Origin of the sequence: Shewanella salipaludis (assembly GCF_012911865.1) — a bacterium.
Lineage (GTDB): Bacteria > Pseudomonadota > Gammaproteobacteria > Enterobacterales > Shewanellaceae > Shewanella > Shewanella salipaludis.
This window is the reverse complement of the sequence record NZ_JAAXYH010000013.1, coordinates 1-13,258: the sequence shown is the minus strand read 5'-3', so window position 1 is coordinate 13,258 and position 13,258 is coordinate 1. Positions and strand designations below refer to the sequence as shown.

Genomic DNA, 13,258 nt, shown 5'->3' with positions numbered 1-13,258 from the left:
ATCACTAATCGAGAGTCACTGATTATTTCTTGTCGTCTTTCACTTCTTCGAATTCAGCATCGACAACATCATCGGCAGTCGCGTCGGCACTCTGACTCGCGGCGGCACCGGCATCGCTGCTCTGCGCCTGAGCCTTGGCTTGCGCGATTTCCATCAGCTTGGCAGAGGCTTCGATCAGCTCCTGAGTCGCCTTGTCGATCGCTTCCTTGTCGTTGCCCTTGATGGCGGTTTCGACAGAAGCCATGGCCGCTTCGATCTTTTCCTTGTCTTCTGCAGGCAGTGCTTCACCCGCTTCTTCGACCTGCTTCCTGGTGCCGTGAACTAAGCCATCGGCCTGGTTGCGTGCCTGTACCAGCTCTTCGAATTTTTTGTCTTCGTCGGCATGGGCTTCGGCGTCACGCACCATTTGGTCAACTTCTTCCTCAGACAGACCGGAAGAGGCCTTGATGGTGATGTGCTGTGCCTTGCCGGTTTTCTTGTCTGTGGCAGACACGTGCAGAATACCGTCGGCGTCGATGTCGAACATGACTTCGATCTGTGGCGTGCCACGCGGTGCCGCATCTATGCCGTCCAGGTTGAACTGACCCAGAGACTTGTTGGCGCTGGCTTGCTTACGCTCACCCTGCAACACGTGAATGGTCACGGCGCTCTGGTTGTCATCAGCTGTCGAGAACACTTGCTGCGCCTTGGTAGGAATAGTAGTGTTTTTCTCGATAAGCTTGGTCATCACGCTGCCCATGGTTTCGATACCCAGAGACAGGGGCGTTACGTCCAGCAGCAGTACGTCTTTCACGTCACCGGCCAGTACACCGGCCTGGATGGCGGCACCGACGGCAACGGCTTCGTCAGGGTTAACGTCTTTACGCGGCTCTTTGCCGAAGAAGGCGGTAACGGCTTCCTGGACTTTAGGCATACGTGTTTGACCACCGACCAGGATAACTTCGTTGATGTCGGAGATAGACAGATCTGCGTCGGCCAGTGCCACTTTCAGTGGCTCCAGGGTACGGGTGATCAGGTCTTCAACCAGAGATTCCAGTTTGGCACGGGTGATCTTGATCACCAAGTGCTTGGGACCCGTGGCATCTGCTGTGATGTACGGCAGGTTCACTTCTGTGTGGTTGGTGCTCGACAGCTCGATCTTGGCTTTTTCGGCCGCTTCTTTCAGACGTTGCATCGCCAGAGGATCTTTACGCAGATCCAGGCCTTGCTCTTTCTTGAACTCGTCTGCCAGGTAGTTGATCAAACGGTTGTCGAAGTCTTCACCACCCAGGTGGGTGTCACCGTTGGTCGCCAGTACTTCGAAGGTTTGGTCACCGTCGTTGCTGTCGATTTCGATGATAGAGATATCGAAGGTACCACCACCCAAGTCGTAAACGGCAACTATGTTATCGCCTTGCTTCTTGTCGATACCGTAGGCCAATGCCGCAGCCGTTGGCTCGTTGATGATACGTTTGACTTCCAGACCCGCGATACGGCCGGCGTCTTTAGTCGCCTGACGTTGTGAATCGTTGAAGTAAGCGGGAACGGTAATAACGGCTTCGGTTACGGCTTCACCGAGGAAATCTTCGGCGGTTTTCTTCATCTTCTTCAAGATTTCGGCAGAAACCTGTGGGGGTGCCATCTTGTTGCCGCGAGACTCGACCCAGGCATCGCCGTTGTCGGCCTGAATGATCTTGAATGGCATGATGTTCACGTCACGCTGAACTTCGTCATCCTTGAAACGACGACCGATCAGACGCTTGATGGCGAAGAAAGTGTTATGTGGGTTAGTCACGGCCTGGCGCTTGGCAGGTTGACCAACGATAGTTTCATTTTCGGTGTAGGCAATGATGGACGGCGTGGTGCGATCACCTTCCGCGTTTTCTATGACCCGTGCCTTGCCACCGTCGAGGACAGCTACACAAGAGTTAGTTGTGCCTAAATCGATACCAATAATTTTACCCATGAGAGGTCCTCCAAAATATTTCTGTAACGCTAAATTTGTTGTCTGGTTTCGATATGGGGACGGACAGGGTAAATATCAAGTCCGCCCTGGTTTGCATCCATATCAGCCTTACTCCCTATATTGGGACGGGCAAACTGATTACAAGGGCAGAAAAGTAAATTTTTGATCAAAATTCGGATCCGGCCGGCGGCGAAAGATCGCCGCCCGGACCAGGCAGCGTCGGAGTCTCGCGGAAAAAATAGGCTAATCATTTAAATTATCAGGTAAATTTTTATGGGCCTGCCTGAGTCAAGCCGAATGCCATGAGGTTAACGCCGAGTTAACCCAGAGCAGAGACAAGAACAAACAAACGCTAAAATGCTGGCATCCGTGGGCCGCTCGGGGTAAAAAAGAAGCCATCCCTGCAACCTTAATCCTCAGTATCGGGCAGCTGCACTTATGACCCCAGCCGTACGACTCGTCAAAGGCGCGAGCATAGACTTCAGCCTGCACGACTATCCCCATCAGAAGCATTGCGAGGCCTATGGCGAAGAGGCCGCCGCGGCGCTGGGGCTCGACCCAGCCCAGGTATTCAAGACCTTGCTGCTGGCCATGGACAAGGGTCTGGCACCCGTGGCCGTCGCCCTGGTGCCCGTGTCCCACCAGCTGGATCTCAAGGCCGCGGCGGAGCAATTGAAGTGCAAGCGGCTGGTGATGGCCACCCCGGAGGCGGCCCAGCGCAGCAGCGGCTATCTGGTGGGCGGGATCAGCCCATTGGCACAGAAGAAGCGCCTGCCGACCCTGATCGACAGCAGCGCCCTGGACTTGGCACGCCTCTATGTCAGCGGCGGTCGCCGTGGACTGGAGATCTGTCTGGCGCCGCAGGACTTGGCCGCGCTATGCCAGGGCAGCTTCGCCAGGATCCAGCATAGCGAATAGCCCTACTGAATAGTCAATAGCCATAGTGAGTAGCCTGGCGCAGGGCTATTTTCTTCTGGTGTAGTCGCCCGTGCCGAGCCACTTATAAGTGGTCAGCGCCTCCAGCCCCATGGGGCCCCGGGCATGCAGCTTCTGGGTGCTGACCGCCACCTCGGCGCCGAGACCAAACTCGCTGCCGTCGGTGAAGCGGGTGCTGGCGTTAACATACACGGCCGCCGAGTCCACCTGGTTCATGAACTCGGCCGCGGCGTGGATATTGTCCGTCAGTATCGCCTCCGAATGGCCACTGGAATAGCGGCGTATGTGGGCTACCGCCTCGTCCAAGTCCTGCACCACCCTGATCCCCAGGGTCAGCGACAGCCATTCTGTCGCATAGCTCTCATCGTCTGCCGCCAGCGGGGTTATGCCGCTCGCGGCGCTCAGCGCCCGGGTCTGTTCACAGCCATAGAAGGTCACCCCCAGCGCCGCCAGCTCACGGCAGATGACGGGGATAAACTCGGCCGCTATGGCCCGATGCACCAGCAAGGTATCCAGGGCGTTGCACACGGTCGGGCGCTGCACCTTGGCATTGGCGATGACATCGACGGCGCGCTTCAAGTCCGCCGCCTCATCGACGAACAGGTGGCATATGCCTATGCCACCCAAGATCACGGGGATGGTCGCCTGCTCGGCGCAGAGGCGCTGCAACTGGGCGCCGCCGCGGGGCACTATCATGTCGACATATTTATCCAGCTTCAGCAGGGCGCTGACCAGGCTTCTGTCGGGCGAGTCTATCAGCTGCACCGCATCCGCCGGCAGGCCTTGGGCGACCAGCGCCTGTCGGATGGCCGAGGTCAACACCTTGTTGGACGCCAGGGTTTCCTTGCCACCACGCAGGATCACCGCATTGCCCGTCTTCAGCGCCAGCACGGCGATGTCGACTGTGACATTGGGGCGCGCCTCGTAGATCACCCCTATCACCCCGAGCGGCACCCTGCGCCTGGACAAGCGCAGGCCATTGTCCAGCAAGCGACTGTCGAGCTCCTGACCGACGGGATCGCCGAGAGCTATCACCTTGTCTATGTCGGCTATGATGCCATCCAAACGGGCCTCATCCAGCAGCAAGCGGTCCAGCATGGCGGCATCGAGACCGGCCTGCCTGGCGGCGGCCAGATCTTGGGCATTGGCTGCGATAATTGCCGCACTCGCTTGACGCAGTTCGGCGGCAATGGCGCGCAGCAGCGCCTGTTTCTTGTTCGAAGCCAGGTTTGCCAGGGCGTAGCTGGCCTGCTTGGCCCTCTGCCCCAGGGCCTGGATTGTGCTTTCCTGTTCTGTCATAACAACACCATATCGTTGCGGTGCACTATCGCGCCACCATAGTCATATCCGAGTACCGACTCTATTTCGTCTGAATGTTTGCCGGCGATTTTTACCAGTGCATCTGCGCCGTAACGCGTCATGCCGCGGGCCAGCACCTTGCCGGACTCATCCACCAGTTGCAGGGTGGCACCGCGTTCGAACTCGCCCTTGACGGCGCTGATGCCCTTGGACAGCAGGCTGCGTCCCTGCTGCGTCACGGCACTGGCGGCACCGGCATCGAGTACCAGCACGCCTTCGGTCACTGGGCCGGCGAGCAGCCATTGCTTGCGACTCTCGAGGGGGTTCTCTATGGCACTGAAATGGGTGCCGACCGCTTCCTTGCTCACCGCCTTATGGATCACGTCCGGGTGATGGCCCGAGGCTATGACCACTTCTATGCCGGCACGACGGGCTATGTCGGCCGCCTCCAGCTTGGTGGCCATGCCGCCTGTGCCCAGGCCGGAGATGGAGCCGCCGGCCAGCAACCTCAGGCTGTCGTCTATGTTCACCACCTGGGAAATGAGTTTGGCGTCGGGATGCTTGCGGGGATCGGCATCGAACAGCCCCTTCTGATCCGTCAGCAAGATCAGCAGATCGGCATCGCAGAGCAGGGCCGCCCTGGCGGAGAGATTGTCGTTGTCGCCCACCTTGATCTCATTGGTGGCAACGGCATCGTTTTCATTGATGATGGGAATGATGTTATGTGCCAACAGGGCATTGAGGGTATCGCGGGCGTTGAGGTAACGCTCCCTGTCGTGCAGATCGGCGCGGGTCAGCAGCAACTGGCCCACGTGCAAGCCATAGATGGCGAACAGCTGTGACCAGGCGAGGATCAACTGGCCCTGGCCGACCGCCGCCAACAGCTGTTTGTTGGCCATGGTATCGGGCAATACCGGGTACTGCAGGTGCTCGCGTCCGGCGGCGATCGCCCCCGAGGTGCAGAGCACCACTTCTATGCCGGCGCGCATCAGGCATGCCATCTGCCGCGCCAATTCCACCATGTGTGCCTTGTCCAGGCGTTTGCTGCCCGAGGTCAAGACACTGGTGCCCAGTTTTACTACCACACGTCGATACGCCATCTCAGTTAACTTCATTATTCACTTATAAAAAAATGCCGAACAATTCTTATACCCAATACCGGCGGCAATTGGTAGTGAGTCTGTTTCAGTATCTAAGAATAAAAAGGCATAACTGACAATACGACAGCAAAAGGCCGTAGGTGCGATGGGAGGAGGCGTCATCGGGCGAAAAACAGGCAAAAAAAAAGCCTGTTCAAAAGAACAGGCAAGACATATTTCAAGCGTCCCATGGGGGTGGGAAAAACCGCAATAACGGAAAAACCTGGCATATCAATCAAATAATCAACATGCTACTTGAGTCTTAACACGCCCACGGGGCGATACAAGGGTTGATGGAAACTGGGGTTGCAACTTAACCTTTAAAACTCATGGCGAATAAACCGCCACGCAAAACCTCTGTGTTGAACCAGGTGTTCTGCCAATAAAATTTGTTCGAACCTGTGTAAGACATAGTCTGACTCCCATAAAAAGTGGTAATAAAATTACTCTAGTGAAGTGGGCCTGCCCGGGTTCAAACCCTGAGGTGGCAACTTTTCACTCGGTTTCCTTGGAGACAAGGTCCATCCTGGACTAACTAGAGGGGGCGGGCTGTTACCCGACCACGAGAGAGATTATAGCTAAATGTAGTTTTATTACAACCATTATTTGAGATTTTCTCTCACAAAACGACATCGTGTAATTAAATTACCTTTCAAATGTCGGGAGAGACCGCCTCAAACGACGGTCGGCACCAGAGTAATCATTGATAGTATTGAAATAAATATCAATGTTTCGACTTTGTTACTTTATTACCATATGTTGAAACAAGCCCACCAGAGGGGCCGCCGTGGGTTTGCCGTACAAGGGATCGCCCTCGGTGGCACTGCCGGCAATATCCAGATGGGTATAAGCCAGCGGCTGTGGCGCGGCCGCACCATGGGCCGCCAACCCCGACGCCTTGAGCAGGAAGGCCGCCGGATACTGGTGGCCGCGGGCGGTGACCGAAGAAGGCGCATTGTTGGACGAGAGTAGCTCTGCCGCCCCCGACACATCCCTTATCTTGGCAAAATCATCACGGCGCAGCATCGACAGCTCCAGCGGTTCCCCCCAGAGGGCCGCCTGCTCCTGCAAACGACTGCCGACGCCGGCATTACGGGCGACGCTGTTTTCCACCGCCGCCGTATAACCGCCATAACAGCGCACCACATGGCCCGTCAGGGTCGCCACGGAAAACAGCTCGGGCTGCACGGCAGCGACCGCCTTGAGGCGCAGATGCGACAAGAGATCCGCCAGCACCAGGCGCCCTTCGGCATCCGTGTTACCTATGCGCACCCGAACCCCTGCATGGCCGGTGATGATCTCATCCGTGACAAAGGCTTCGCTGCCTATGCTATTGCGCACCAGCCCCAGTTCGGCAACCACACGTATGCCCTTGGGCTTGAGGATAGACAGTGTCTTCATCAGTCCGGCTACCGCCGCGGCGCCGCCCTTATCCCGGCTCATACCCGCCATGGCGCCACCGACTTTGAGATCGGCACCGCCCGTGTCGTACACCACGCCCTTACCGGCAAACAGGAAGGTGCGTTCGACCTCGCCTTCCGGCAGGTATTCCAACTTCACCACCCTGGGTTGATGGCGGGATACGGCGAAGGAGGCCCGGCCAACGGCGCTCAGCAGTGGATAATCCCGCTCCAGCACGTCTCTGTCTTCTATCACCTCCAGCGCTATGCCGCTGTCCCTGAAGGCATTGACGCAATAATCGGCGAAGGCCGGGGCCGACATCCGCTCCGGCTCTGTGCCACAGAGATCCCGCGCCAGATTGCGCCCAATAGCCAGGGCATTGAGCAACCCGGCGCCATCATTGACACTCAGCAGCCCTATGGCCTGCAGCGGCGCCTCACTCGCATCGACATTGGCTTCGCGGGCTTCCAGCGGTTGCCAGAGTTCCTGGCCACAGGCCAATGCCGCCACCTGCGCGGCGAAGGCGTAACGCCCGCCGTCGGCGCCCAACACCAGCATGAGCGGGCGCACCGCGCCCGTGTCTTTCGCCAGGGCTATGCCGGTACGGGCGGCGTCGGCAAACACCCGCACGTCTTCATAGTCATCCTGGTGGTTAGCTACCGGCGAGATGATGAGCTTGCCGCCGGCAAGGCCAGGCGCGAACAACACAGTCGCGCTCTTGCCCACCCGCTTGTCGACGCCGGCGGCATGCAGGGCCAACTGGGCCAGCTCTTGCTGGGGAATGGCTTCCAGTGACGGGGTCACCAGCAGCAACGCGTCCCAACCGTCGCGGCCCGTATCAAAAATGGCTTGTTCGTCTTTTACATCAATAAAATCAACCTGAAACATATGCTTCCTTATAATTTTTTTGTGGCGACATTATTCTCCTTATCCCGCCGAATTGCCAATCCTATGGCGGCAGCGGCACCAGGCCGAACTGGGTACTGGCAAGCCAGGCTGACACTCTAGCCTGACCAGGTTAAGGATAGATTAATCCGCCGCTGACTCTGTGGTAAACTGCCGGCAGAATTTGCCAACAGCAGAATCCCCAACATCTTCTCGCGGTAACTCAAGTAATAACTATGGAGCATCCAGTGACAGCCTTACATGAATTACAACCTCAAGCCCTGTGGCAATGGTTCGAGCAAATTTGTGCCATTCCCCACCCTTCCAAGCACGAGCAGGCGTTGAGCCAGTTTATCCAGGCTTGGGCCAAAGATAAGCAACTGGCACTGGTGGAAGACAAGGTAGGCAACCTCATCATACGCAAGCCCGCCACCCCGGGAATGGAGAACCGCAAGCCTGTGGTGCTGCAGGCCCACCTGGACATGGTGCCGCAGAAGAATGCCGATAAGGTGCACGACTTCGAGACAGACCCTATTCGCGCCTATGTCGATGGCGACTGGGTCACGGCCGACGGCACCACCCTGGGCGCCGACAATGGCATAGGCATGGCCTCGGCGCTGGCAGTGCTGGGCGCGGACGACATCAAGCATGGGCCGCTGGAAGTCTTGCTGACCATAGACGAAGAAGCCGGCATGACGGGCGCCTTCGGCCTGGAAGCCGGCATGCTCAATGCCGAGATACTGATCAACACGGATTCCGAGCAGGAAGGTGAGATCTACATGGGCTGCGCCGGTGGCGTCGATGCCCAGATCACCGTGCCCATGGCATGGCAGGCGCCCGAGCCGAGCAACAGCGCCTTCAGCCTGAGTCTCTCAGGCCTCAAGGGCGGCCACTCGGGGGTCAATATTCACCTGGGTCGCGGCAATGCCAACAAGCTGCTGGCGCGTTTCCTGTTTGAACATGGCGATGAGCTGGCGCTGGAGTTGACCGACTTCAGCGGCGGCTCGCTGCGTAACGCCATTCCCCGCGAAGCCAGTGTCGGCTTCATGCTGCCGCCGGAAAATGTTGCCCGGCTGCATGCCCTGGTAACCCAGTTCCAGGCCATGGTGCGCGCCGAGCTGGCGATTGCCGATCCTGAGCCGTTGCTGAGCCTGAAGGAAATCCCGGCGCCGCAACAGGTGATGAGCGAAGAGGCACAAAATACCCTGATAGATCTGCTGCACGCCTGCCCCAACGGCGTGATGCGCATGAGCGATGATGTGCCGGGCGTCACCGAGACCTCGCTCAATGTCGGCGTCATCAGCACAGACAAGGAAGCGGTAAACATACTCTGCCTCATCCGTTCGCTGATCGACTCGGGTCGCAGTGAAGTGGAAGGCATACTCACGGCCCTGACCAACCTCGCCGGTGCCGAGGTCGAGTTCAGCGGCGCCTACCCTGGCTGGAAGCCGGATACCGCCTCGCCCGTGATGGCGATAGTGCGTGACACCTATCAGGATATCTACCACAAGGAGCCGGTGATCATGGTGATCCACGCCGGACTCGAGTGTGGCCTGTTCAAGCTGCCCTACCCTGACATGGACATGGTCTCCATAGGCCCCACCATACGCTACCCTCATGGTCCGGATGAGATGGTCAACATCACCACGGTGGGCCAGTACTGGCAGTTGTTGCTGGCAGTGCTGGAACGGATCCCTGAGAAGGACTGATAGCCTCCGGCTTGCCACAATAACCTGAATAAAGAAGCCACCCTTGGGTGGCTTCTTGCTTTTAGCTAAAGCTGACTGAACAACTCAGCACTCTCCAATTTAACATCCTCCAACTCAGCACTCTCCAACTCAGAACCATCCAACTCAACATCCTCCAATTCAATGCTCCTGGCCAACTTGGCCAACAAGGCAACCAATTGCTTCTGCTCTTTCTCCGTCAGAGCATCAACGATTTGATTTTCCAGTGCCATGTCTTCAGCAAAGGCGGCTTCGATAACGGCTCTGCCTTCATAGGTTAGCTGTACCAGGGAACTGCGCTTGTCATTGGGGTCAGCTTGTCGGCTGACATAACCCAATTTGGTCAGCCGGTGCAATCTGTCTGTAAGACCGCTCGAAGTGATCATCAAAGTTTGAAACAACTCGGTCGGCCGCAGCGAAAAGGGCGCGCCGGAGCGACGCAAAGTTGCCAGAACATCGAACTGTCCCGTATCCAATCCGTGCTTGCTGAAAATGGCCTCGATCTGCGGACGCGCGGCCAGAGTGATGCGTCGTGCACGAGCCAGTATGCACATGCCGCGCAGCGACACCTCAGGCATTTCTTTACTCCATTGGTGTTCAACTCGTTTTACATGGTCTTCCATCGAAAATCCTATATCTGAATTGCTGCCGTGATCATATAGCTCAACAGTATACCCATAATTATCTCGACAGCGAGGTAAATCGGCTCTAACATGTCTCGGTATCGAGATAAATTACCGACAATGGAACCCATTTTTAAAAAAGGAGCTCACCATGGATAACACTTCAAAACCCATTCAAACCCATAAAATGCCCTGGATGCCGCTGACCGAAGGGCTTTGGGTAAGGCCGTTACGGTTGGTGGGCGAAGAGCGAACACTGCAACTTAGGGTTGATCCTGGAGTAACCATTCCGCCACATAGGCATACCGGCTTCGTGCACGCGTTGAATTTGAGCGGTCATCGTCAACTTTCAAACGGCCATATCGCCGGACCCGGTGATTATGTTTATGAACCTCCGAGTAACCTGGATACTTGGTCCTGTATCGGCGACGAGCCCTGCGTGATCCAAATCACCATGTCCGGTCGCGTGGAAAATATCGATGAAGACGGCAACCTGCTGAGCTATACGGATACGGCGAAACTGCGAGAAAAGTACCTGGAGTGGTGTAAGCGGGAAAGTTATGTACCAGTGGCCATTGGCGCATCTGACTAGAGGAAAGCCGCCGCAGCACTAGGTTCATCCGGCGCAGAAAGGTAACAGGCTTCTCACACAATTGATGCATCCATAATGCTTGCTGACCCACCTCGCCGCTGTGAGGTGGGGTTCAGCGGAGAAAACAGACGAAGACAAATAAGACAAATAAGACAAAGAAGACAGGACTGGCAAAACTTTTTGAATACATCAGCGCAGGCTCTGAGAGAGCCTTGCTATTGAAGGCACCCAAGTGCAACAGCACCAGTTTTGGCGTCCAAGCTTCGCATCAGAGTATGAAAGCCCAGTCCCTCGCCCATCATGAAACCATGGCGCCAATTAGTTAATCACTGCTCTATTAATAGACTGATTTTTTTAGTAAAGTATGCCACTACAAGGATGTTTTTAGATATTATCAATGGAAATGACTATGTCTCATGCGCTGCTACGTTCCCCGCTTCAAGCAAATAAAGAAAAACTGCTCAAACTGCGATTACAAAACGAACTCAATACAGCACGTATCTTCAAAGCCCTGGATGCCGATCCGAATACGGCAGGTGCAGGGGTGGTTTTTATAGACCATGAATTTACCGCTATCACTTTACGACCCTTTGAACCTATTTGCCGCAAGTATCCTATTCGGTTGATATTGCGCGAACCTCCCAGGCATGTGTCTGCAGTGAACTATGCCAATGAGCTAAAAGCATCACGCCGTGAAAGTAAACTGACCGGTGAATTGCTAAATACTGGATTGAGTTGTGGCGCCGCTGTATTGAGCTGGGTTGTCGTCGCAGGGGCAACAGCAGCTATCCCTATCACTGGCGGGGCCAGTACGGCAGTAACTTATCTTGGCGTCGCTGCAGCTACAGCGTCGGGCTTACAGTGCTTCAACGGCTTTGGACGAACAGTAGCTGAAGCAGTGAATCCCGAATCTCTAGATTGGTTAGATAAGCAGGAATGGTATAACGCTGCCAATACTGCGCTGGATATCATTTCACTGGGCGGTGCGGCAGCTGCAGGTGCTACCACGATTAAAATGGTGCAAACGCTTAGAAAAACCACATCCAAGTCGCTAACAGAAATATTAAAAGGTTTGAGCCGCGCCGAAAGAAAACGCCTAACACAGGAAATTCAAAGGCTGAATCAACCAGGCATCAGTCAAAGCGTGCTTAAAACGCTCACCAATTCTGGTCAGTTAACAACACGCTACAGCAGCCAAGCTCTCGTGAATGCGGTGTCGCTCAATATCAAGGATGCCGTGGGTGCCAGTTTGAGTATCACGGGTAGCGCGTACGGCGGGACGATAAAGAATTTAGCAGTTGGCATATATGAGGAGTTGGGCGCCGATGTCAGATAACTTTTTTGAGAAACATGAATTTTCTATGGGCATGTTTGCCGCCGGCATTGCAGTCATCATGTTCATCATGTTTGGTGCAGGGATTGTATGTCCCTTAGCCATTTTATCATTGCAGACACTATTCGGTGAATTTACATCCAAAGAATTTGGTATTCTTTTCACCTCGAGTGTAGTGATAATGACCCTGATCATTGTTGTGCCAAATGTATTGATTTTTCGAGGAAAACCCCGAGCCGCCAAGGTTAACCAGATAAACATCTATTTCCAGCTTGTCTGTTACTCGTTGTTATCATTGACCTTTGAACATCAGTACAAGTGGGTTTTTCTAAGTTTTGTTATTTTCCCACTGTTGGCAAACTGGTTGATGGTATCGGCTAAGTACCAAGCGTTCCTCGCCTATCATGAGGCCCTGCGCAAAGACCCAATAGGCTTTCGCCGCAGCCTAGCAAAGAAGATGTTTGAGTAGCGCTCTGAGCCCAAGAATAACCGGCACATTGGCTCGATACATTAGCTATCAAAGAACCAAAGACTGGCCAGTCAAAACTTTTCTCGGCGGCAAAGCAGTTCGCTTTTCTTGGCGCTCGCTCGCAGCTACCGCCATGCGATACTCGCCTATGCCACTAAAGGTCGCAGGCGCAACAGTGCCAGTTTTTGCGTCCAAGCTTCGCATCTGTGTATGAAAAGAGTTGTGCCAGCTCTGTCTCGTCCTTACAGGGGGACAATAAAAAACCTGGCGATAGGCATATATGAGGAGCTAGGCGTCTATGCCAAATAACTTTTTTGAGAAACATGAATTTTCTATGGGCATGTTTGCCGCCGGCATTGCGGTCATCATGTTCATTATGTTTAGCGCAGGGGTTGTATGCCTCCTGATGATTTTAACGTTGCAGACACTATTGGGTGAATTTACACCCGAAGAGTTTGGTATCCTTCTAGTCTCGAGTGCATTGATAATGACCCTGAGCATTGTTGTACCAAATGTATTGATTTTGCGAGGAAAACCCCGAGCCGCCAAGGTGAATAAGATAAACATCTATTTCCAGTTTGTCTGTTACTTGCTGTTTTTATTTACGTTTGAAAATAAAAATGATTGGTTTCTCCTCGTTTTTGTTATTTTCCCGCTGTTGGCAAACCGGTTGATGGCATCGGCTAAGTACCAAGCGTTCCTCGCCTATCATGAGTCCCAGCACAAAGACCCAGTAGGTTTTCGCCGAAGCATAGCAAAGAAAATGTTTGAGTAGGTACAGTGCAGGGCAAGATCATGAACGTTTTTTTGCCTACCCTCTAAACAGTATTGACCCACGGAGTCCTCTGTGATCTTATGTCTCCTTTTTTTTGGGGCATGAGCATGAATATCGACATTATTAAGCAGCAT

General features: G+C 54.8%; 11 protein-coding genes. 6 read left to right on the top strand and 5 right to left on the bottom strand.

Annotated features, from left to right (window positions below):
• Positions 1–22 precede the first annotated feature (22 nt).
• On the bottom strand, positions 23–1,945 hold the full coding sequence (gene dnaK, locus HC757_RS15210) for a molecular chaperone DnaK (protein ID WP_169565239.1): 1,923 nt from the start codon (positions 1,943–1,945) through the stop codon (positions 23–25).
• Between the two features lie 438 nt (positions 1,946–2,383).
• Here dnaK and ybaK point away from each other — a divergent pair, with 438 nt between their 5' ends.
• The gene (gene ybaK / locus HC757_RS15205; protein ID WP_169565238.1) at positions 2,384–2,863 is read left to right on the top strand and encodes a Cys-tRNA(Pro) deacylase; all 480 of its coding nucleotides are present in this window, start codon (positions 2,384–2,386) and stop codon (positions 2,861–2,863) included.
• A 45-nt stretch (positions 2,864–2,908) separates the two neighbouring features.
• Here ybaK and HC757_RS15200 read toward each other — a convergent pair whose 3' ends face one another.
• The 3 genes from HC757_RS15200 to HC757_RS15190 all read right to left on the bottom strand — a co-directional run bounded on the left by HC757_RS15200 (position 2,909) and on the right by HC757_RS15190 (position 7,608).
• Positions 2,909–4,180, bottom strand: coding sequence for a glutamate-5-semialdehyde dehydrogenase (locus HC757_RS15200; protein ID WP_169565237.1), 1,272 nt, complete (start codon positions 4,178–4,180; stop codon positions 2,909–2,911).
• Positions 4,177–5,295, bottom strand: a complete 1,119-nt coding sequence (proB, locus tag HC757_RS15195; protein ID WP_169565236.1) for a glutamate 5-kinase — start codon at positions 5,293–5,295, stop codon at positions 4,177–4,179. The genes HC757_RS15200 and proB overlap by 4 nt, the downstream gene beginning before the upstream one ends.
• A 765-nt stretch (positions 5,296–6,060) precedes the next feature.
• Positions 6,061–7,608: a M17 family metallopeptidase gene (locus tag HC757_RS15190; protein ID WP_169565235.1), complete on the bottom strand. Its 1,548-nt coding sequence runs from the start codon at positions 7,606–7,608 to the stop codon at positions 6,061–6,063.
• A gap of 245 nt (positions 7,609–7,853) precedes the next feature.
• Between HC757_RS15190 and HC757_RS15185 the strand changes: the two genes are divergently transcribed.
• On the top strand, positions 7,854–9,314 hold the full coding sequence (locus HC757_RS15185) for a beta-Ala-His dipeptidase (protein ID WP_169565234.1): 1,461 nt from the start codon (positions 7,854–7,856) through the stop codon (positions 9,312–9,314).
• Between the two features lie 65 nt (positions 9,315–9,379).
• On the opposite strand, the gene HC757_RS15180 is transcribed toward HC757_RS15185, so the two are convergent.
• Entirely contained in the window at positions 9,380–9,955 is a 576-nt protein-coding gene (locus tag HC757_RS15180) for a MarR family winged helix-turn-helix transcriptional regulator (protein ID WP_169565233.1), read from the bottom strand.
• A 151-nt stretch (positions 9,956–10,106) separates the two neighbouring features.
• Between HC757_RS15180 and HC757_RS15175 the strand changes: the two genes are divergently transcribed.
• The 4 genes from HC757_RS15175 (at position 10,107) to HC757_RS15160 (ending at position 13,124) form a co-directional block, all read left to right on the top strand.
• Complete coding sequence (locus HC757_RS15175; RefSeq protein WP_169565232.1) at positions 10,107–10,547, top strand: cupin domain-containing protein; 441 nt, start codon at positions 10,107–10,109, stop codon at positions 10,545–10,547.
• Positions 10,548–10,956: 409 nt separating this feature from the next.
• Positions 10,957–11,883, top strand: a complete 927-nt coding sequence (gene ssp4, locus HC757_RS15170; RefSeq protein ID WP_169565231.1) for an Ssp4 family T6SS effector — start codon at positions 10,957–10,959, stop codon at positions 11,881–11,883.
• Positions 11,873–12,349 (top strand): hypothetical protein, encoded by a 477-nt coding sequence (locus HC757_RS15165; RefSeq protein ID WP_169565230.1) that lies wholly within the window; start codon positions 11,873–11,875, stop codon positions 12,347–12,349. Before ssp4 ends, HC757_RS15165 begins: the two co-directional genes overlap by 11 nt.
• Before the next feature lie 298 nt (positions 12,350–12,647).
• On the top strand, positions 12,648–13,124 hold the full coding sequence (locus tag HC757_RS15160) for a hypothetical protein (RefSeq protein ID WP_169565229.1): 477 nt from the start codon (positions 12,648–12,650) through the stop codon (positions 13,122–13,124).
• Positions 13,125–13,258 lie beyond the last annotated feature (134 nt).